This is a genomic window from Magnetospirillum sp. XM-1, from assembly GCF_001511835.1.
Classification (GTDB): domain Bacteria; phylum Pseudomonadota; class Alphaproteobacteria; order Rhodospirillales; family Magnetospirillaceae; genus Phaeospirillum.
Genome location: NZ_LN997848.1, coordinates 1,813,877 through 1,832,268, shown reverse-complemented (window position 1 = coordinate 1,832,268; position 18,392 = coordinate 1,813,877). Strand labels below are relative to the sequence as shown.

The 18,392-nt window shown below is 66.5% G+C and carries 16 protein-coding genes and 1 tRNA gene; 9 read left to right on the top strand and 8 right to left on the bottom strand.

The genetic code is table 11. From position 1 onward, the window contains the following. Window positions 1-24: 24 nt before the first annotated feature. The 3 genes from XM1_RS08580 to XM1_RS08570 all read left to right on the top strand — a co-directional run bounded on the left by XM1_RS08580 (window position 25) and on the right by XM1_RS08570 (window position 4,933). Window positions 25-999, top strand: coding sequence for an ABC transporter ATP-binding protein (locus XM1_RS08580; RefSeq protein ID WP_068432658.1), 975 nt, complete (start codon window positions 25-27; stop codon window positions 997-999). Further along, window positions 996-1,781, top strand: a complete 786-nt coding sequence (locus XM1_RS08575; protein ID WP_068432656.1) for an ABC transporter permease — start codon at window positions 996-998, stop codon at window positions 1,779-1,781. Before XM1_RS08580 ends, XM1_RS08575 begins: the two co-directional genes overlap by 4 nt. A gap of 152 nt (window positions 1,782-1,933) precedes the next feature. Next, window positions 1,934-4,933: an HD domain-containing phosphohydrolase gene (locus XM1_RS08570; protein ID WP_068432654.1), complete on the top strand. Its 3,000-nt coding sequence runs from the start codon at window positions 1,934-1,936 to the stop codon at window positions 4,931-4,933. Window positions 4,934-4,997: 64 nt separating this feature from the next. Here XM1_RS08570 and XM1_RS08565 read toward each other — a convergent pair whose 3' ends face one another. Then, the gene (locus tag XM1_RS08565) at window positions 4,998-7,136 is read right to left on the bottom strand and encodes an ATP-binding protein (protein ID WP_231920737.1); all 2,139 of its coding nucleotides are present in this window, start codon (window positions 7,134-7,136) and stop codon (window positions 4,998-5,000) included. Window positions 7,137-7,333: 197 nt separating this feature from the next. Here XM1_RS08565 and XM1_RS08560 point away from each other — a divergent pair, with 197 nt between their 5' ends. Then, on the top strand, window positions 7,334-7,927 hold the full coding sequence (locus XM1_RS08560; protein ID WP_068432652.1) for a glutathione peroxidase: 594 nt from the start codon (window positions 7,334-7,336) through the stop codon (window positions 7,925-7,927). On the opposite strand, the gene XM1_RS08555 is transcribed toward XM1_RS08560, so the two are convergent. From XM1_RS08555 to XM1_RS08545, 3 genes are all read right to left on the bottom strand, one after another. Continuing rightward, on the bottom strand, window positions 7,917-8,390 hold the full coding sequence (locus XM1_RS08555; RefSeq protein ID WP_068432650.1) for a pyrimidine dimer DNA glycosylase/endonuclease V: 474 nt from the start codon (window positions 8,388-8,390) through the stop codon (window positions 7,917-7,919). The two genes, XM1_RS08560 and XM1_RS08555, sit on opposite strands and share 11 nt — an antisense overlap. Before the next feature lie 21 nt (window positions 8,391-8,411). Continuing rightward, on the bottom strand, window positions 8,412-8,624 hold the full coding sequence (locus XM1_RS08550) for a hypothetical protein (protein WP_231920736.1): 213 nt from the start codon (window positions 8,622-8,624) through the stop codon (window positions 8,412-8,414). 152 nt (window positions 8,625-8,776) lie between these two features. Further along, window positions 8,777-9,262, bottom strand: coding sequence for a YajQ family cyclic di-GMP-binding protein (locus tag XM1_RS08545; protein ID WP_068432647.1), 486 nt, complete (start codon window positions 9,260-9,262; stop codon window positions 8,777-8,779). Between the two features lie 137 nt (window positions 9,263-9,399). Between XM1_RS08545 and XM1_RS08540 the strand changes: the two genes are divergently transcribed. Further along, window positions 9,400-10,728, top strand: coding sequence for a methyl-accepting chemotaxis protein (locus tag XM1_RS08540; RefSeq protein ID WP_068432646.1), 1,329 nt, complete (start codon window positions 9,400-9,402; stop codon window positions 10,726-10,728). A 75-nt stretch (window positions 10,729-10,803) separates the two neighbouring features. Here XM1_RS08540 and XM1_RS08535 read toward each other — a convergent pair whose 3' ends face one another. Then, a complete protein-coding gene (locus XM1_RS08535; protein WP_068432644.1) occupies window positions 10,804-12,699 on the bottom strand; it encodes a SpoIIE family protein phosphatase in 1,896 nt (631 codons plus the stop codon). Between the two features lie 80 nt (window positions 12,700-12,779). Here XM1_RS08535 and XM1_RS08530 point away from each other — a divergent pair, with 80 nt between their 5' ends. Together XM1_RS08530 and XM1_RS08525 are read left to right on the top strand one after the other, a co-directional pair. Beyond that, the gene (locus tag XM1_RS08530) at window positions 12,780-13,082 is read left to right on the top strand and encodes an STAS domain-containing protein (RefSeq protein WP_068432642.1); all 303 of its coding nucleotides are present in this window, start codon (window positions 12,780-12,782) and stop codon (window positions 13,080-13,082) included. A 4-nt stretch (window positions 13,083-13,086) separates the two neighbouring features. Continuing rightward, window positions 13,087-14,040, top strand: a complete 954-nt coding sequence (locus tag XM1_RS08525) for a glycosyltransferase (protein ID WP_068432640.1) — start codon at window positions 13,087-13,089, stop codon at window positions 14,038-14,040. On the opposite strand, the gene XM1_RS08520 is transcribed toward XM1_RS08525, so the two are convergent. Both XM1_RS08520 and proS read right to left on the bottom strand, forming a co-directional pair. Then, the gene (locus tag XM1_RS08520; protein WP_068432638.1) at window positions 14,025-15,008 is read right to left on the bottom strand and encodes a patatin-like phospholipase family protein; all 984 of its coding nucleotides are present in this window, start codon (window positions 15,006-15,008) and stop codon (window positions 14,025-14,027) included. The two genes, XM1_RS08525 and XM1_RS08520, sit on opposite strands and share 16 nt — an antisense overlap. 190 nt (window positions 15,009-15,198) lie before the next feature. After that, window positions 15,199-16,701 (bottom strand): proline--tRNA ligase, encoded by a 1,503-nt coding sequence (proS, locus tag XM1_RS08515; RefSeq protein ID WP_068432636.1) that lies wholly within the window; start codon window positions 16,699-16,701, stop codon window positions 15,199-15,201. Between the two features lie 192 nt (window positions 16,702-16,893). On the opposite strand from proS, the gene XM1_RS08510 reads away from it, so the two are divergent. Together XM1_RS08510 and XM1_RS08505 are read left to right on the top strand one after the other, a co-directional pair. Continuing rightward, window positions 16,894-17,364 carry a DoxX family protein gene (locus XM1_RS08510; protein WP_068432634.1) on the top strand — a complete coding sequence of 157 codons (471 nt, stop codon included), beginning with the start codon at window positions 16,894-16,896 and terminating at the stop codon, window positions 17,362-17,364. A gap of 83 nt (window positions 17,365-17,447) precedes the next feature. Continuing rightward, a tRNA-Pro gene (locus tag XM1_RS08505) sits at window positions 17,448-17,524 on the top strand. A 46-nt stretch (window positions 17,525-17,570) separates the two neighbouring features. Here XM1_RS08505 and XM1_RS08500 read toward each other — a convergent pair. Then, window positions 17,571-18,353 carry a DUF4239 domain-containing protein gene (locus tag XM1_RS08500; protein ID WP_068432631.1) on the bottom strand — a complete coding sequence of 261 codons (783 nt, stop codon included), beginning with the start codon at window positions 18,351-18,353 and terminating at the stop codon, window positions 17,571-17,573. Window positions 18,354-18,392 lie beyond the last annotated feature (39 nt).

Genomic DNA, 18,392 nt, shown 5'->3' with positions numbered 1-18,392 from the left:
CGGGCTATGGAACAGTGCCCGGCCATGATTACCATCGACAATCTCAGCCACACCTATCCGGGCACGCGCAAGATGCCGCCCCGGAAGGCCATCGCGGACCTGACCCTGGATGTTCGGGACGGCGAGTTCGCCATCCTGTCCGGCCCCAACGGCAGCGGCAAGTCCACCCTGTTCCGCATCCTGTGCGGCATGACCCTGCCCGGCCAGGGCAAGGTCACGGTGGGCGGCTTCGACCTGTTCGCCCAGCCCGCCCGGGTGCGCGAGATCATGGGCGTGGTGTTTCAAAGCCCGGCGGTGGACAAGCACCTGTCGGTGGGCGAGAACCTGAAGATCCATGCCGACCTCTATGGCCTGACCGGCGCGAACTTCGCCCGCCGCCGCGACGAGGCGCTGTCCTGGACCGATCTCGACGGCCGCCTGGACCAGAAGGTGGACACCCTGTCGGGCGGACTGGCGCGGCAGGTGGAGCTGGCCAAGGTGCTGATGACCGACCCCAAGGTGCTGCTGCTCGACGAGCCCACCACCGGTCTGGACCCCATGAGCCGGCGCAACTTCCTAGGCGCGCTGCACCGCCTGCAAAAGGAGCGCGGCATGACCGTGCTGATGACCAGCCACGTGTTCTCCGAGGCCGACGACGTGGACCGCGTCGCCATCATGCGCGAGGGCAAGCTGCTGGCCCACGACACGCCTGCCGCCCTGAAGGCCATGATCGGCACCGAGATGGTGGTGGTCCAGGCGCGTGACGCCGAGGCCCTGGCCGCCCGCCTGCGTGCCGAGATGGGCCTCGCCGTGCGCTGCATCGGCGACGAGGTCCGCCTGGAGGAGACCGAGAACGGCGAAAGCCTGCCGCTGCTCGAACGCATCCTGGACAAGTACCGCGCCGACATCGCCTCCATCGCCATCAAGCAGCCGGGCCTGGACGACGTCTTCGTCCACGTCACCAGCAAGGCGGTTCCCGACCACGCCTTGGCGCTCGAACTCAGGAAGGCGGCATCATGACCGGCATGGCCCCCGTCGCCTTCTCGCTGGCCAAGCGCGAGTTCACCCGCTTCATCCGCCAGCCCCAGCGCGTGGTCGGCACCGTGGCGCAGCCGCTGCTGTTCTGGCTGTTCCTGGGCGCCGGCTTCGGCGGCTCGTTCCGCCCGGCGGGCATGGAGAACGTCACCTATCTCGAATACTTCTATCCCGGCGTGATGCTGATGATGATGCTGTTCGCATCCATCTTCTCGTCCATCACCATCATCGAGGACCGCGACGCCGGCTTCCTGCAGGGCGTGCTGGTGGCGCCCGTGTCTCGCCTGGCCATCGTCCTGGGCAAGGTGCTGGGCGCCACCTCCATCGCCATGATCCAGACCCTGATCTTCACCATTGCCGCACCCTTCCTGGGCCTGCATCTGGGAGCGGGCGCGCTGGTCCTGCTGCTGATGGGCTTCCTGCTCACCGGCATCGGCTTTTCCGCGCTGGGCTTCCTGCTGGCCTGGGGGATGAAGTCCACCTCGGCCTTCCACGCGGTGATGATGGTGTTCCTGATGCCCCTGTGGATGCTGTCGGGCGCGCTGTTTCCCATCGGCAACGTGCCGGGCTGGATGAAGGCGGTGATGCTGGCCAATCCGGTCAGCCACGCCTTGGTGATCATCCGCGCCCCCTTCTACGGCGGGCCGGAACGGTTGTTCACCGACACCTCCTACCTGGCGTCCCTGGCGGTGACCCTGGCCTGGGCCGGGCTGTGCCTGGGCCTGTCCATGGCCCGCGTCAACAAGCGCGAGCGCGGAGTGTCGTAGCCCCTTTTCTTACGCCTCCCCCACCCGATATATCTTGTCGTTCCTGCGTCGCGGAAAGCGCAAGGTGATAGGGTGATTACCCTCTTTTCTTATTTCGGATTCAGTGCAGACTGCGCCACGACGAGGGGGCTCGGTCGATAAGGGGGAGCGTCATGGCTGGCCGGGTGCGCCTGGGGCTGCAATTCAGCATCGTGTTGATCATCGCCTTCGTCGTGGTCTGCCTGACGGTGACCACGGCGGGCAGCATCTATTTTTCCAGCACCAACGCCGCCCGCGAGGGCGCCCGGCGCCTGTTCGGCGAGATCACCGCCAAGGTCGCCGACCGGGTGGAGGGCCAGATCGGCGACCTGCTGGACCTGGCGGGCCTGGGCGCCGCGCTGCCGGCCTTTGGCCAGCCCATCGGCAACGACCACCCGTCGATCCCCTTCATGCTGCGCCTGTTGGAGCAGAACGCCAGCCTCTATGCCGCCTATGTGGCGCAGATCGACGGCGCCTTCCTGCAGGTGATCGCGGCGCGCGACGACGCGCGCATCCGCGCCGCCGCGGGCCAAGCGCCGGCCGGCACCCATTTCGTCATCCGCACCATCGCCGCCGGCCCCGACGGCAAGCGCCGCGAAACGTGGACATTCCTCGACGCCGCCTCCCGGCCGCTGGGCTCGGCGTCCAAGGACGACCCCACCTATGACCCCCGCCTGCGCCCCTGGTACAAGGCGGCGCTGACCGGTAATGGCAGCGTGCTGTCCGAGCCCTACATCTTCAATTCGCTGCAGGCGCCGGGACTGACCGCGTCGCGCATGGCCGCCACCGAGGGAACGGTGTTCGGCGTCGACATCGCGCTGAAGGGCCTGTCGGATTTCGCCGCCCAGCAGAACGTCTCGCCCCATGGCGGCGTGGTGCTGCTCGACCTGAACCGCCGCATCCTGGCCGCCGCGCCGCAATTGCTGGCCGGAGCCGACAAGGAGCCCGCCGCCCTGGCCGACCTCGCCTCGGTGCCGGCCCCCCTGCTCCGCGTCCTGGGCGAGGTCCCGCCGGGCGAGGCCCAACTGCGCCCCGCCATCCGGGGCGAGGTTCTGGCCCAGATGACCGAATGGCGCCATGCCAGCGGCCAGGCCATCGGCATCGGCGTCGCCGCGCCCTTCGACGACTTCACCGGCCCCATCCGCGACATGCAGGTGCGCATCCTCAACGCCGCCGGGCTGGTGCTGCTGGTGGTGGTGCCGCTGGCCATGCTGTTCGCCCGGCGCATCGCCCGCTCGGTCCGCCATCTGGTGGCCGAGGCGTCCCGGGTGCGCGAGTTCGACTTCTCGGGCGCCGCCCCCCACGCCTCGCTGATCACCGAGTTCCACGACCTGTCCGAGGCGTTCGGACTGATGAAGGAGACCATCCAGGGCCGCACCACCGACCTGGCCGCCGCCCAGAAGCGGCTGGAGCGGGTGGTGGACCTAGGCATCGCCATGTCGGCGGAGCGCGACCACGGCGTCTTGATGGAAATGATCCTGATGGGCGCCAAGGAGCTGACCAACGCCGACGGCGGCACGCTCTACATCCGCGACACCGACAACAACCTGCGTTTCCAGATCATCCGCAACGACACCTTGAACATCCGCATGGGCGGCGCCCACGAGGAGCCGCCCTCGCTGCCCCCCGTCCCCATGTTCAAGGACGGCAAGGAGAACCACAACAACGTGGTCAGCCATGCGGTGCATGCCCAGACCACGGTCAACATCCCCGACGCCTACGACGACACCGAGTTCGATTTCTCCGGCACCAAGGCCTTCGACGCGCGCACCAATTACAAGTCGGTCTCGTTCATGACCGTGCCGTTGAAGCCTAGGGGCGGCGACATCATCGGCGCGGTGCAGCTGATCAACTCGCGCCCCCACGGCCAAGACGAGATCGTGCCGTTCTCGCCCGAGATCCAGCGCTTCGTCGAGGCCCTGGCTGCCCAGGCCGCCACCGCGCTCTATAACCGCGACCTGCTGGACCAGCAGGAACGGCTGATGGACGCCATGATCCAGATCATCGCCGGCGCCATCGACGCCAAGAGCCCCTATACCGGCGGCCATTGCGAGCGCGTGCCCGAACTGTCGCTGATGCTGGCGGAGGAAGCCTGCCAGGTGACCGAAGGCTCGCTGGCCGACTTCGCCTTCACCACGCCCGACGAGTGGCGCGAGTTCAAGATCGGCGCCTGGCTGCATGATTGCGGCAAGGTCACCACCCCGGAATACGTGGTGGACAAGGCCACCAAGCTGGAGACCATCCACAACCGCATCCACGAGGTGCGCACCCGCTTCGAGGTGCTGCTGAGGGACGAGCGCATCCGCATGCTGGAGGCCATCGTCGCCGGTACCCCGGCGGACGAGGCGGAGGCCGCCTTCAGGACAGCCGAGGCGGCGCTGATCGACGATTTCGCCTTCATCGCCGAGTGCAATCTGGGCGGCGAATTCATGGCGCCGGAAAAGGTCGACCGGCTGAAATCCATCGCCACCAAGACCTGGCTGCGCCATTTCGACGACCGCCTGGGCCTGGCGCACGAGGAACTGCGTCGCTACGAGGGCGAGCCCGAGCCGCTGCCCGCCACCGAACGATTGCTGGCCGACAAGCCGCAGCACGTCATCCCGCGGCCGACCAATACGGAACTGTTCGACCCCGCCTACGGCTTCAAGACCAAGATCCCCGAGAACCTCTACAATTTCGGCGAGGTCTACAATCTGTCGGTGGGACGCGGAACGCTGTCCGAGGAAGAGCGCTTCAAGATCAACGAGCACATCATCCAGACCATCATCATGTTGAAGCGCCTGCCCTTCCCCAAGCACCTGTCGCGGGTGGTGGAATATGCCGGCGCCCATCACGAGACGCTGATCGGCACCGGATACCCGAAGAAGCTGGCGGCCGAGGACCTGTCCGTTCCCGCCCGCATCACCGCCATCGCCGACATCTTCGAGGCGCTGACCGCCTCGGACCGCCCCTACAAGAAGGCCAAGACCCTGTCGGAATGCGTGAAGATCCTGAGCTTCTTCAAAAAGGACAAGCACATCGATCCCGACCTGTTCGACCTGTTCCTGACCTCGGGCGTCTATCGGCGCTATGCCGAACGCTACCTGAAGCCGGAACAGATCGACGAGGTGGACATCTCCCTCTATCTGGGGTGAGGGCGCATCCTCCCCCTCTCCCGCTTGCGGGAGAGGGGATAGGTGCATGTCCTGGGGTGAGGCCTCAGCCCGCCGCCGGCAGGGTGAAGCGGAAGGAGGTTCCCTCGCCCGGAACCGAATCCACCCAAATGCGCCCCCCATGGCGCTCGACGATCTTCTTGCAGATGGCCAGGCCGATGCCGGTGCCTTCGTAGCGCTCGGCGGTGTGCAGCCGCTGGAAGATGCGGAAGATGCGCTCGAAGTACTGGGATTCGATGCCGATGCCGTTGTCGGCCACGGTGAATTCCCACTCGGCCCCCTCGCGCCGCCACGTCACTGAAATGCGCGGCGCCCGGTCGAGGGCGCGGTACTTGACGGCGTTGCCGACCAGATTCTGGAACAGGCGGATGATCTGGTCGGGGTCGCCCATCACCCAGGGGGCGTCGCCATCGTGGGGGATCGTCACCTCGGTTCCGCTTTCGGCGATGGTAAGCTCCAGATGGCGGAGCGCCTGCCGAAGGGCCGGGTCGATCTCCATGGCGACGATGGGCGCGCCCTTGCGCTCGATGCGCGAGAACTCCAGCAGGTCGAGCACCAGCTTGTCCATGCGCTTGGCGCCGTCGCGGGCGAAGGCCAGGAATTCCAGCCCGTCGCCCTCCAGCCGCGAGCCGAACCGGCGCTCCAGCAAGGAGAGATAGCTTGAGATCATCCGCAACGGTTCGCGCAGGTCATGGCTGGCCACATAGGCGAACTGCTCCAGCTCGGCGTTGGAGCGCTCCAGTTCCGCCAGATAGGTCTTCACCTTGGCCTCGGCCAGGGTCTGGGCGGTGATGTCGCGGGAATAGACGGCCACCTTGTCGGGGACGCCGTCGGGGCCGGGCACCGGGTAGATGGAATTGTCCAGGTAGAGCTCGCCGCGCCGGTCCAGGTAATGGATGGCCTCGCCGGTTTCCACCACCCGGCCGACGGTGATCTCGCGGGCCTTGGCCACCTCGGGCGGGAACATGTCCCACAGGCACGAACCGGTCAGCTCGGCCGCGGACCGGTGGCCAAATCTCTCGGCCATCACCTCGTTGACCGCCAGCAGGGTGCCGTCGGGCCGAAACAGCATGATGGCGTCGGACGAGGCGTCCAGCATGGCCTGGATCAGCGCCTGGTTCTCGCGGATATAGATCTCGATCCGCTTGCGTTCCTCGATCAGGCGGACGACGCCTTCGGTTCCCGCCCGGCGGCCGTCGGCATCATAGTAGAAGCGCGACGAGGTCGAGGCCCAGACCACCCTTCCGTCCTTGTGACGCATGCGCAGTTCGTAATCGAGGACCGAGCCGCCGCCGGCTTCCAGCGCCGCGATCAGATTGGTCCGGCTGTCGGGAGCGCCGTGGTAGAAGGCGGCGTCGTGGCCCAGCACCTCGTCCACCGGGTAGCCCAGCAGGGTTTCCACCGAGCGCGAGATCATCAGCAGCCGCCCCTCGTTGTCGGTGCGGTAGAAGATGTCGGGCATGTTGTCGAGGATGGCCCGCAGATCGGCCTCGGAGCGGCGCAGCTCGGCCTGGGCCTCCAGCTGGCGGGCGATCTGGGTTTCCAGCGCCTCGGCCTGCCGCGAAACCTCCTGGCCCAGCAGGCCGGTCAGCCGCTCGCTGTCGACCAGCATCAGCGCGATCAGGATCACCACATAGGCCAGCCCCGCCAGGATGTAGTAGAAGGCGAGGAATCCCTTGATCGCGACGAATTCATGGATCGGGTCGCCACCCGCCACGGCCAGGCCGCGCACCAGCAGAATGACGGCCCAGCCGCCCAGCACCGCCTGAAGCAGGGTGAGGCCCAGCCGACCCGGCTCCGCCCAGCGGCGGCGATGAACCGTCAAGGCAGCGTGCAGGAACAACGGCACCCGCATCAGCGACGCCAGGACGATGCGCCCGCCGATGCTGTCCTCGCCGAACAGGAAGTAGGTCTCTCCCGCCATGTAGAGCAGAACGAAGGCCAGATAGGCCACGGGGCGGACCGGCCGCTCCGCCAGTTGGAGGCAGCAGGCATGGAGCGCCACCGCAGCCACGGACAGCAGCAGGTTGCCGCCCAGGACCGAAACGGCGGGGGACAGGGCTCCCATATGAATGAGCAGCAGCAGGCCGATCCCATAGCAGAACGCCGATGCGCTGAACGCACCCCAGCGGCGGTCACGGTAGCGGGCCAGTCCGTAGCCGGCGAACACAAGGCCTGCCGCCATGGATGTCATGGCAGCCGTGAACCCTAATGTGCCGACATCCAGTCGAAGCATCGAGCTGAACTCCCCCCCTATGCCTTTCGGCTGGGTTATCTCAAGATTACGTGGTCCGACCAGTTCCGTCCATAGTGGCAATTCCCATGGGGTCCTTGACCCATGGCGCGTCCTCCCCACCTTCATGGAAGGACACGGAGACCAGTATGCATCGCTTCATTCCCGCCAACCCGCTCGGTTCCGTCATGGCTTCCATGATCGCGGCCCTCGGCCTGGCCGGTGCCGCCATGGCCGGGGCGGCGCAAGACCGTCTCGACTGGACGTCCCTTTCCCTGCCGGCCATCTCCGGCGGGCAGGTGGAGGCCAATTCCCTGAAGGGCAAGGTGGTGCTGGTGGTCAACACCGCGTCCCGATGCGGCTTCACGCCCCAATACCAGGGGCTGGAGGCGCTGTGGCGGGACTATCGCGGCCGGGGCCTGGTGGTCCTGGGGGTGCCGTCCAACGATTTCGGCGCGCAGGAACCCGGCTCCAACGCCGAGGTGGCCAGCTTCTGCGAGATCAATTTCGGCGTCGACTTTCCCCTGCTGGAAAAGCAGGTGGTGACCGGCCCAGCCGCGCATCCGTTCTACCGCTGGGCGGCGGAGCGCACGGGACCGCTGGGCGTGCCGCGCTGGAACTTCCACAAGATCCTGGTGGGCCGCGACGGACGGCTGGTAGACTGGTTCGCCAGCACCACCGCGCCCGACGCCGCCCGGCTGCGCGCCGCCATCGACAAAGCGCTGGCCGAGCCTAGCTCATGAAGCCCGGCCGCTCCCGGTTGGTCCAGGTGGCCGGCCCCTTGCCGGGAAACACCGACTTCTCGCCCCGGTAATAAGCCCGATAGGCCGCCACCGGGTCGGGACCGCGATAGGGTTCGGGCATGGCCTGGGGCGGGTCGACCCAGCCGTGGTCGGGGATCGGCGGCACGGGCGGCAAGGCGGCGATGATTTCGGCGGACGCGTGGACCCGGCCACGGCGATGGGTGTATTCCGCGCCCAGCGCCAGCCCCAGTTCCCGCACCCAGGCCCAATGGCTGAGGCTGTCGCCGGTCCACAGCACCGAAGGATGGCGGGCATGGGTGGGACGGTAGGGGGCCTCGACGCCGTGGCGGTGCAGCACGGCGCAAAGGATCTGGGCCGTCTCCAGGACCATCTTGACCACATGCTGGTCGGAATGCAGACGGGCCGCCGCCACGGGGTCACGGTCGAGGAAAAAGATGTTCACGGCCGGGTGAACGCAAACGCCCTACGCCGCCTGGGCGCAGATGTCGGGGAAGCGGGCGGCTTCGATCCATTCGCGGCTGACGGTGCCGCCGTTGCGGCCCAGCACCGCGTACCAGACGATATCGTCGGCCACGCGAATGATCTCGCACAGAGCCTGCTTCTTTTCGCCCACCGCGAGTGCATCCTCGCAGATCAGGCTGGAATGAACGAAGCGCAGGCCGAATGACGGTTTCATAATATGCTCCATGCACTGGTCATCGGGGATCGCGACACTGGGTCATTCCTTGATGACGCAGTGCAGCATAGCCCGATTTTCCTTACGGAGTCATTTACGCCACCGTGACATCGCCGACATGGCGACCCGCTCCCAGCGCATGGCTGGGAGGCTCAGTCCCGGAAGTTGATGTACTGGAGGGGCTGGTCCACCTCCAGCTTGCGCAGCAGGGCGATGGCCTCCTGCAGGTCGTCACGCTTCTTGCCGCTGACGCGCAATTCGTCGCCCTGGATGGCGACCTGCACCTTCAGCTTGGCGTCCTTGATCTCCTTGACCAGGCGCTTGGCCAGCACCGCCTCGATGCCGTCCTTGATGCGGACCTCCTGGCGGACGGTATTGCCCGAGGCCTTTTCCACGTTCTTGTAGTCCAGCGCCTTGGGATCGACCTTGCGCCGGGTGAAGTGGACGCTGAGCAGCTCGTGCATGGTCTTGAGCTTGGAATCGTCATCGGCCAGGACGGTAATCATCTGGTCCTTGCGCTCCACCGAGCATTTGGAACCCTTGAAATCGAAGCGCTGGGCCACTTCGCGGGTGATGCCCGCCAGGGCGTTATCGACCTCGGCAAGGTCGGTCTTGGAAACGACGTCGAAGGAGGGCATGGCGAAACCTCGGCTTTTCTGGGTTGGCGCGAGGATACGGAACAGGGGGCGGGGTTTCAACCCCGACACCACCCCATCATCTTGCGGTGCGGTACAAACCCCTATACTCTTGGCCAGAATTTCCAAGGGGGTGCAACGTGGCGGATTCGCAGGATATTTCCCCGGCCGATTTCGAGGCCATGGTCGATCGCCTGATCGAGGGCGGCTACCGCTCGCTGCCGGACGTCAGCGGCCCGCTGGCCGACAAGCTCCGGACCCTGGCGGGCAAGCTGGAGGACCGCTCGCGGTCGCTGCTGGTCCAGTCGGTGGGCATGTCCATCCACCTCAACGGCACCGTGACCCAGGCGGTGCACACGCTGCGCTCCATCCGCGAGATGAGCCGGCGCATGGCCACCATCTCCGCCTCGACCGAGGAACTGGTGTCCACCGTGCAGGCCATCGCCCGCACCTCGGAACTGGCGGCCGCCAACGCCCGTTCGGTCCAGGACGTCTCGGACGAGGGTGCGCGCAGCACCGAGGCGGTGGTCAGCACCATGCAGAGCATCGTCACCACGGTGAACGACGCCGCGTCGCGCGTGTCGCGCCTGACCGAGGCGTCGTCCTCCATCGGCGCCAGCGTCAAGCAGATCGAGCAGATCGCGCGCCAGACCAACATCCTGGCGCTGAACGCCACCATCGAGGCGGCGCGTGCCGGCGAGTTCGGCAAGGGCTTCGCCGTGGTGGCCACCGAAGTGAAGAACCTGGCCAATCAGGTGGGACAGGCCACCCAGGAGATCCGCGCCCGCATCAACATGCTGACCGAGGAAACCGCCGCCATCCTGACCGGCATGGGCAAGGGCGCCGAGACGGTGCGCGAAGGCGAGCAGGTGGTGCTGGGCTCGGTGGACAAGATGCGCACCGTCAGCCACGAAATCCGCGACGTCACCACCTTGATGCAGGAAATCTCCCAGCATCTGGCGCAGCAGCGCGAGGCCGCCCAGGAAATCGCCGACAACCTGGAGGCCGCCGCCGCCCGCTCGGTGGACGACACCAAGGCCATCAACACGGTGATCGACATCTCGTCCAAGGCCAGCGGCAACCTGGCCGAGATGCTGAACGAGATGAACCTGGTGGAAATGCGCAACGCGGTGATCCACCTGGCCAAGTCGGACCACATGATCTGGCGCCGCCGCCTGGCCGAGATGCTGGCCGAAAAGACCACCATCAACCCCGACGAGCTGGCCAGCCACAAGAGCTGCCGCCTGGGCAAGTGGTACTACTCGGTCACCGACGAGAAGATCAGGAACCATCCCGCCTTCCGCGCCCTGGAAGCCCCGCACGAGCGGGTCCACCAGTTGGGCATCGAGGCGGCGCGCCGGTTCCGCGACAACGATTTCGACGGCGCCGTCGATTCCGTGTCGGCCATCGAAGGGCCGTCGCAGGAAGTCCAGAACCTGCTGGACGAACTGGCCACCGCCTTCAGCTGAGGATGCGGGCGGGACGCCCGCGCTCCGACAGAAGGGCGACATTCCCTTGGAGCGCGGGCGTCCCGCCCGCTCCCGTCACGGCCGCCGGATGCTGACCAGGGTCAGGTCGTCCGGCGGTTCGCCCGGCACCTTGTCCCGGAAACGGGTCAGCACCTCGTCGGCCAGGGAATGGCCGGCCTGGGCGCCGAGAACCCAGGCACGCAAGGCATCCTGGTCGCAGGCCAGCGCGCCGTCGCTTCCCAGACTTTCCACCAGCGCGTCGGAATAGGCCAGCAGCGCCGCGCCATGCGGCAGGTCGACGTGGCTTTCCTCGTATTCGGCGTCGGCGAAGGCACCGAGCGGCGGTCCGTCGGAATCGAGGAAGCGGACCTCGCCATCCACCACCAGGACCGGCGGCGGCGAAGCCGCGCCGGCATAGGTCATGGACCCCGTCTCCGTGTCGATCAGGGCGGCGAAGGCGGCGGCGAACTGGCCCGAGCGCAGCACCGCCTTCAGTTCCAGGTTGAGGTATTCCAGCAGGGCCGAAGGCGACGGCATGCGGCGCGGCAGACGCGACAGCAGGAGATGCAGGCGAAAGACGTTGAAGGCCGCCACCGGACCATGGCCGGTGAAATCCGCCACCAGCAGGAACAGCTGGTTGGGGCCGGCGGGCAGCACCGTCCAGAAATCGCCCCCCAGTTCGGACGAGCTTTCGATGCGCCCGTCCACCACCAGGCCGTGGCGGATGCGGATGGCGGACAATTCCGCCGAGGTCGGCATCAGGGCGGCCTGGGCGCCGCGCGCGGCGCGCAATTCCTCGTGGACCCGTTCCTGATACGCGGTCAGGCGATCCATGGCCTGGCCGAGGCGCAGATGCACGCCCACCCGGGCGGCGACCTCGTTGGCGTCGATGGGCTTGGCCACCATGTCGCTGCCGCCCACCGCGAAACAGGTGTTGCGGTCGGCGGGGCCGTCGAGCGCGGTGACGAAGATCACCGGCAGCTCGGTCAGGGGATACAGGCGGCGCAGGCGGCGGCACATCTCGAAGCCGTCCATGCCCGGCATCATGACGTCGAGCAGGACGAGGTCGGGCTTCTCGCGCTCGATGGCGGCCAGCCCCTTTTCCCCGGATTCCGCGGATTCCACCCGCCCGACGCCCATGCGCAGCAGCAGGGTTTCCATCAGCACCCGGTTCATCTGGTTGTCGTCCACCACCAGAACACGCACGCTTTCCAGCCCCAGCGGCCCGGGCCGCAGCTGGCGGGTGGGAATGATCAGGGTGGCGATGGTCCGCCGCCCGCCCTCCTCGGTGCGCAGGTCCGAGACCATGCTTTCCAGCAGGAGCAGCCCGTGGGGCCGCCGGGGATTGGCGTGATGGTCCGGATGGTCGAAGCCCGGTCCGTCATCCTCCACCGCCAGCTCCAGGCGGTCGCCGACCAGGGAGGCGGAAATCTGCACGCGGCGCCCCGCCCGCTGAGGGTCGGCCAGGGCGGCCTCGATGCGCTCGCCGAAACCGTCCAGCCCCCCGCCCCCCTCGGAATCGATGCCGCCCACCATCAGGTTGCCGTGCAAAAGCGCGTTGGACACCATCTCCTGGACGATGAAGCCCAGGTCGAAGCTGTCGGTTCCCTGGGCCAGCAGCCGTTCCGCCAGGGCGTCGGCGAACGGAATGGCGACGTCGGCGCCATAGGCGGTGTCGCTGCGCAGCGACAGGCCCAGCCCGCCCTCGGCCAGATGGCGGCGAAAACACGGCCCCGCCGGATGCTCGCCGTTGGCCGAGGCCTCGATTCCCCCGATCCACGGCGCGGCAAGGCACTCGACCAGCGCTTCGGGGGTGAAGGTCTCGCGCACCATCACCGCCCGGTGGCCGCCCCGCCCCCCCTCGCCCGGAGCCCCACCTTCGCCCGGCGCATCGACCAGCGGCCAGCCCAGCAGCCGGATCTGCTTCTCGATTCGCGAGGAGATGCCCTCCATGACAGCAACGATGGTCATTGTTCCTTGCTCCGGCGCCAATTTAAGGCAAATCTTAGGTATGGGAACGCCCGTATGGGCTTTGACGTGACGGGGGCATTATGGAGCATGATTTCGATTCCCGCGATGGTGGTCTGACCATCAAGGTCAGCGGCCGGATGACCCACAAGGATCACAAGGCGTTTCGCGACATCCTGGGCCATATCAACAGCGCGGGATCGTCCAAGGTGCGGTTCGACCTGTCGCGGGTGGAGTTCATGGATTCATCGGCGCTGGGCATGCTGCTGATCGTGCGCGACGCCGCCGCCCAGCAACACCGCGACGTGGTGCTGAAAGGCGCCACCGGACAGGTGGAGACCCTGATGAAGGTGGCCAAGCTGCACAAGTACTTCACGGTCGAATAGGCGCATGGGCCGCATCATCTATCTGTGCCCGTTTCCGGGAAGCGTCATCACCGGAGGAGTGAAGACCGCCTACCGGCATGTGGAATTGCTGAGCGAGATGGGCTTTGACGCCTGGGTCTGGCAGCCCGACGGCAAGCCGTTCTGGTTCGCCTCGACCGCGCGGCGGCTGGAGGGCTTTTCCCCCGAGACGGTGCGGCCCGACGACGTGCTGGTCTTTCCCGAGGTCATCCAGTTTCCCGAATTCGCGCCCCTGCTTCATACCAGCCGCCCCTGCACCAAGCTTCTGTTCTGCCAAAATCAGTACTATGTGTTCAACGACCTGATTCCCAAGAACACCTACGCCCAATTGGGCTTTAAGGACGTGTTCTGCTCGTGCGAGCCCATCAGGCGGATGCTGGAAAGCGTGCTGGGGCTACGGGATGTGGCGCTGATCCCTTACGACATCGACCGCAACAAGTTCCGCCCCCGCGCCAAGACGCTGCAGATTGCCGCCATTCCACGCAAGATGCCGCGTCACGCCTCGATGATCGGCTTCATGTTCAAGGCCAAGTACCCCGACACCCGCCATGTGCCGTTCGTGGTGATCGAGAATTTCACCGAGGACCAGCTGGCCGAGACCCTGGGCGCCTCCGACATCCTGCTGGCGCTGAGCCACTTCGAGGGTTTGGGCCTGATCCCCATCGAGGCCATGGCGTCGGGATGCCTGGTTGCCGGCTATCACGGCTATGGCGGGCTGGAATACGCCCGGCCCGAAAACGGCTTCTGGTTCGGTTCGGACGAGCACGAAGCCGTAGCCGACGCGCTGCACAAGCTGGTCACCGGCATCCAGAACGGCGACGCCTGGATCGATTCCATGCGGGCCGAGGGACAGAAGGTGGCCGACCGCTACAATCTGCCCGCGACCCGCAAGGCCCTGGCGGATTACTACGGCGGCCTGGGGCTTCACCCCGGAACCTGAGTCTCCCGCGCCAGCATGGCCTCGGCCGCGTTTCGCCCGGCCGCGCGCATCTGTTCGATCATGGCGGCCCCGCCCTTGCCCCCCTCCTGGCCGAGCAGGTCGGCCGGCATGGCGATGCTGCGGATGTCCAGCGCCTGCAGCCGCACCAGATCCCTCGGCAGCCGCATGTTGGTGCGGCGCAGACGGGTCTGGATGAGCTCCAGGGATTCCAGGTCGCGCTTCAACGGCGCGTCGAACATCAGGCGCCGCATGCGGGCGAAGATGGGCTGGGCCTGGGTCGGCACCGCCTCCTCGGCCGCCGGCATCAGCTTGACCAGCAGCAGTGTGCTGCACCGGCCGTCGAGAACCATGGGCAGAACCGGCGGATTGGCGGAAAAGCCGCCATCCCAATAGCTCTCGCCGTCGATCTCCACCGCATGATGAAGATAAGGCAGGCAGGACGAGGCCATCAGCACGTCCACCGACAATTCGGTCTCGCGGAAGATGCGCGGCGCTCCCGTCCGCACGTTGGTGGCCGAGAAGAACAGGGCGACGCGCCGCCCCTTGCAGGCCAGGGCGTCGAAGTCGATCAGGCGGCCGAGCAGCTCCCTGAGCGGATTGATGTTGAGCGGATTGAACTGGTAGGGCGACAGCAGGCGGGTCATCAGGTCCAACTGCAGGCTCACCCCCGGCGTGCCCAGCATGCGGAACAGCGCCATGCCGCCCACGCCGCGCCACAGCGCCTCCAGCCCCGCCTTGGCCTTGGCGCGGCCACCGGTGATCAGGCCGGAAACCATCACCGCGGCGTTGATGGCGCCGGCGCTGGCCCCGCTGATGGCCGCCGGCCGGAAGGCCCTTTCCTCCAGCAGGCGGTCAAGCACCCCCCAGGTGAAGGCGCCATAGGCCCCGCCGCCCTGCAAGGCCAATCCCAGCTCGGGCCGCAGCGGCGGCGGCAGATCTGACCGGGAATCGGACGAGCGCACATGCATGTGCGACACCCCCCACACTTTGGCCCACCCGGAAAAGCGGGCGGAATTGCGCCTTGTTTCGTCAGATCATCTTATACGACGCAGATGAAAGTTGCATACATGCAATATGCTGCTCACGAATGCGGTAGCAACACTTTATAGATGTATTTTTATGCAGAGAAAAAGCCCGGCCTGCCGACCGGGCTTTTTCTCAGTAGGACTTGGCGAAGATCACGTCCTGCGTCGCCGGACGGCCGCTCAGCACGCAGGTGCCGGGGGCGCCGTCCTGGTCGAACGGCACGTTGCGCACGGTGACGCTGTACTCGTCCAGCTTGGGCAGGGTGTCGGCGTCGCCGCACCACTTGGCGCGCACGAACTTGCGGCCGAAGGTGGTGTCGTCGGCGAACACCGAGAGGAACTCGTCCAGGGTCTTCACCGTCACCGTGCGGTCTTTGAGCGCATTGGCCGCCTGGGTGAACAGGGTGTTCTGAATGTCCTCCAGGATGGAGACGGCACGACCCACCAGTTCGTCCTTGGGCGTGATCTGGCCCTTCAGCTCGCCGTCACGGCGGATCATGGCGATGGTGCCGCCGGCCACGTCGCGCGGCCCCACCTCGCAGATGATGGGGGCGCCCTTCTTCACCCATTCCCAGCGCTTTTCCGGCGGAGCCAGGGGGCGGCGGTCCACATGCACCTTGAGGCGCTCGCCGGCATAGGTCTGGGCCGACAGTTCCTTGACGATGGGGGCCAGGAACTCCTCTATCAGCGCCTCGTCGCCGTCGGCCCGGGTGATGGGGACGAAGACGATCTGCTTGGGCGCGATGCGCGGCGGAATGCGCAGGCCGTTGTCGTCGGCGTGGCTCATGATCACGCCGCCGATCAGGCGGGTGGAGACGCCCCACGAGGTGGTGTAGCAGAACTCCTCGCCGCCCTGGGCGGTCTGGTAGCGGATGTTCTGGGCCTTGGCGAAATGCTGGCCGAGGAAATGCGAGGTGCCGGCCTGCAGCGCCTTGCCGTCCTGCATCATGGCCTCGATGGAATAGGTGCGGTCGGCGCCGGGGAAGCGCTCGTGCGCCGGCTTCTCGCCGACGATCACCGGCATGGCCAGCACGTCTTCCGACATGGCGCGGTAGACTTCCAGCATCTTCAAGGTTTCGTCCATGGCCTCTTGGGCCGTGGCGTGGGCAGTGTGGCCCTCCTGCCAGAGGAATTCGGCGGTGCGCAGGAAGATGCGCGGCCGCATCTCCCAGCGGACCACGTTGGCCCACTGGTTCACCAGCACGGGAAGGTCGCGGTAGGACTGGATCCAGCGGGAAAAGGCGTCGCCGATGATGGTCTCGGAGGTGGGGCGTACCACCAGCGGCTCTTCCAGCTTGCCCGACGGCACCAGCTTGCCGTCCTCGGCCACCAGGCGGTGGTGGGTGACCACCGCCATCTCCTTGGCGAAGCCCTCCACGTGGGCGGCTTCCTTTTCCAGGAACGACAGCGGGATGAACAGCGGGAAATAGCAGTTCTCGTGCCCGGTTTCCTTGATGCGGCGATCAAGGTCGCGCTGGATGGATTCCCACAAGCCATAGCCCCAGGGCTTGATCACCATGCAGCCGCGCACGGGCGAATTCTCCGCCATGTCGGAGGCCTTGATCACCTGCTGGTACCATTCGGGGAAGTTCTCCTCGCGGGTCGGAGTGACAGCGGTCTTCTTGGCCTTGGACATGGGTTCAATCCACCGGAACTGTGAGCACGCTTCCCGATAGCCCATCCGGACGGCTTTTTCCAGCCGGAACCGGCCTCCCGGCCCTACGTTTCATCATGCGAAACAGTTCTGTGACAAATGCGGCAATTGTTGATTTAGCACCCTCGGGACTAGAGTCGCCTCCAGCAAAGCCCATCACCCACGAGGTCTCCGATGTCCACCTTCTCCCACGCTTCCACCCAGCCCGTGATCCCCGCCATCGCCCCCCTCACCCAGGCGCTGTCGCCCCTGGCCGAGCCCATGGTGCGCGTCGCCGCCGGCCTGCTGCTGGTTCCCCATGGCGCCCAGAAGCTGTTCGGCTGGTTCGGCGGCTATGGCCTGGAAGCCACCGGCCAGTTCTTCGCCACCAAGCTGGGCCTGCCGGCCGGCATGGCGCTGGTGGCCGGGCTGATCGAATTCGCGGGCGGCCTGATGCTGGCGGCCGGCCTGGCCACCCGCGCCGTCGCCGCCCTGGCCACCGGCCTGTTGCTGGTGGCGGCGTTCGGCGTCCACCTGGGCAATGGCTTCTTCTGGACCGCCGGCGGCTTCGAATACCCCCTGCTGTGGGGCGTGGTCACGCTGGCCTTCGCCATCCGGGGCGGCGGCCGCTTCTCCGTCGACTCCCTGATCGGCCGCGAAATCTGATCGTTTTCCGGCTCTTCGCGGCGGCGCAAAATCCCTTTGCGCCGCCGCAATCTTGGCGCTATAAGAAGCGCCTCGCAGGCGACCGGAGTGTAGCTCAGCCTGGTAGAGCACTGTCTTCGGGAGGCAGGGGCCGGAGGTTCGAATCCTCTCACTCCGACCAATAAAGGCCAGTCAGTCCAATGGACCGACTGGCCTTTTCCTTTTCGTCAGGGCTCGGCGAGCAGGCGGATGTTGTCCAGCGCGGCCAGGAAGGGATCAGGCCTGACCCCGAGAGAGCCGCTAAAGGGAAGATCCAGCGACACGACGAGCAACAGGGTCAGGCCGATGACGACGGCATGGCTCACGATCACCGCCTCGCTGCCCGGCCCCGTGGACAGCAGCGCCGAGAAACACAGAATCACAGTGGTCCCGGAGATGACGACCAGATAGAAGATCCAAGGCATGCTGGCTTGCGCGCTGGAAATGCGCGCCCGGCGCAGGTCCGCCGACAGGTTCACCTGCGTCATCATGTCATTCAGCCACATCTGCTCCCGTTGGGTGGAGGCTGACATCTGGTGGGACAGGGTGAGCATGCGGCCGAAGATCTGCTTGGTGGCGGGGTCTTCCTCCATCCGCCGCATGGCGTACCATTCCTTGTCGACCACGGATTCGACATAGGCGACGAGGGTTTCACGGAACTCGGCCGTCTGGACGTCGCCATAGGCTTGCGCATCCCGGTAGAGACGTTCGAGAACGCTGGCCTCCCTGGCGGTGTCGGCCTCGGTGCGGTGAAACTCTCCGATGACCTGAATGCCGCTCAAGGCCAGGGTCATGGCGACCAGGGTCGTCGTCGGCTGGCGCAGGATGTTCGCCGCCTCGCGGGCGCGTCCGAACGTCTGGCCGCCGTGAGCCGCGTTGACGACCCAGCGCGCCAGCATCGCCACAGTCACGGCGCCGCCGACAAAGATCAGAGCCTGAGCCCAAAGGGGCAACATCAGAACCGACAACATGACGAAATCTTCCCGCGAATATCCAGCGGCGTTCCTTAT

What these genes read in the sequence shown, in the direction of transcription:
- XM1_RS08520 (WP_068432638.1), bottom strand. Translation starts at nt 15,008, where the DNA reads ATGCATGTGCGCTCGTCCGATTCCCGGTCAGATCTGCCGCCGCCGCTG.
- XM1_RS08535 (WP_068432644.1), bottom strand. Translation starts at nt 12,699, where the DNA reads ATGACCATCGTTGCTGTCATGGAGGGCATCTCCTCGCGAATCGAGAAG.
- XM1_RS08530 (WP_068432642.1), top strand. Translation starts at nt 12,780, where the DNA reads ATGGAGCATGATTTCGATTCCCGCGATGGTGGTCTGACCATCAAGGTC.
- XM1_RS08565 (WP_231920737.1), bottom strand. Translation starts at nt 7,136, where the DNA reads ATGGCGGCAGGCCTTGTGTTCGCCGGCTACGGACTGGCCCGCTACCGT.
- XM1_RS08510 (WP_068432634.1), top strand. Translation starts at nt 16,894, where the DNA reads ATGTCCACCTTCTCCCACGCTTCCACCCAGCCCGTGATCCCCGCCATC.
- XM1_RS08525 (WP_068432640.1), top strand. Translation starts at nt 13,087, where the DNA reads ATGGGCCGCATCATCTATCTGTGCCCGTTTCCGGGAAGCGTCATCACC.
- XM1_RS08550 (WP_231920736.1), bottom strand. Translation starts at nt 8,624, where the DNA reads ATGAAACCGTCATTCGGCCTGCGCTTCGTTCATTCCAGCCTGATCTGC.
- XM1_RS08580 (WP_068432658.1), top strand. Translation starts at nt 25, where the DNA reads ATGATTACCATCGACAATCTCAGCCACACCTATCCGGGCACGCGCAAG.
- XM1_RS08560 (WP_068432652.1), top strand. Translation starts at nt 7,334, where the DNA reads ATGCATCGCTTCATTCCCGCCAACCCGCTCGGTTCCGTCATGGCTTCC.
- XM1_RS08575 (WP_068432656.1), top strand. Translation starts at nt 996, where the DNA reads ATGACCGGCATGGCCCCCGTCGCCTTCTCGCTGGCCAAGCGCGAGTTC.
- XM1_RS08570 (WP_068432654.1), top strand. Translation starts at nt 1,934, where the DNA reads ATGGCTGGCCGGGTGCGCCTGGGGCTGCAATTCAGCATCGTGTTGATC.
- XM1_RS08500 (WP_068432631.1), bottom strand. Translation starts at nt 18,353, where the DNA reads ATGTTGTCGGTTCTGATGTTGCCCCTTTGGGCTCAGGCTCTGATCTTT.
- proS (WP_068432636.1), bottom strand. Translation starts at nt 16,701, where the DNA reads ATGTCCAAGGCCAAGAAGACCGCTGTCACTCCGACCCGCGAGGAGAAC.
- XM1_RS08545 (WP_068432647.1), bottom strand. Translation starts at nt 9,262, where the DNA reads ATGCCCTCCTTCGACGTCGTTTCCAAGACCGACCTTGCCGAGGTCGAT.